At 47.5% G+C, this 518-nt stretch carries 1 rRNA gene; it reads left to right on the forward strand.

Going from position 1 to position 518, the window contains the following annotated elements:
- A 23S ribosomal RNA gene (locus CYP28_RS00025) occupies positions 1-518 on the forward strand; the annotation flags it as partial.

Consider the following 518-nt stretch of genomic DNA (forward strand, 5'->3'; position numbering starts at 1 on the left):
AACGGCTATGGTCCCTAAATCGCATTTAAGTGGAAAACGATGTGGAGGTACTTAAACAACCAGGAGGTTGGCTGAGAAGCTGCCAGCCTTTAAAGAAAGCGTTATGGCTCACTTGTCTAGTGATTCTGCGCGGAAAATATAACGGGGAGAAAATGAGTACCGAAGCTTTAGACTTAGTTTTACTGATTGGTAGGAGAGCGTTGTATTTGCGTTGACGGTATACCGGTAAGGAGTGCTGGAGCGATTACAAGTGAGCATGCAGGCATGAGTAGCGATAATTGGGGTGAGAATCCCCAACTCAGCAAACTCCAGGTTTCCTACGTGATGCTCGTCCTCGTAGGGTTAGCCGGGTCCTAAACAAAGTCCGAAACGGGTAGCCCATGGACAATTGGTTAATATTCCAATGCCAACTATAATGTGCGATGGAAGTACGCTTAGAGTCACGTCTGCTAGCGGATGGTATCTCTCGCTGCACGGAGTATGTTAATACCCAGGCAAATCCGGATGTTCTTACGCCG

Source organism: Campylobacter concisus, assembly GCF_002914195.1.
GTDB lineage: Bacteria > Campylobacterota > Campylobacteria > Campylobacterales > Campylobacteraceae > Campylobacter_A > Campylobacter_A concisus_M.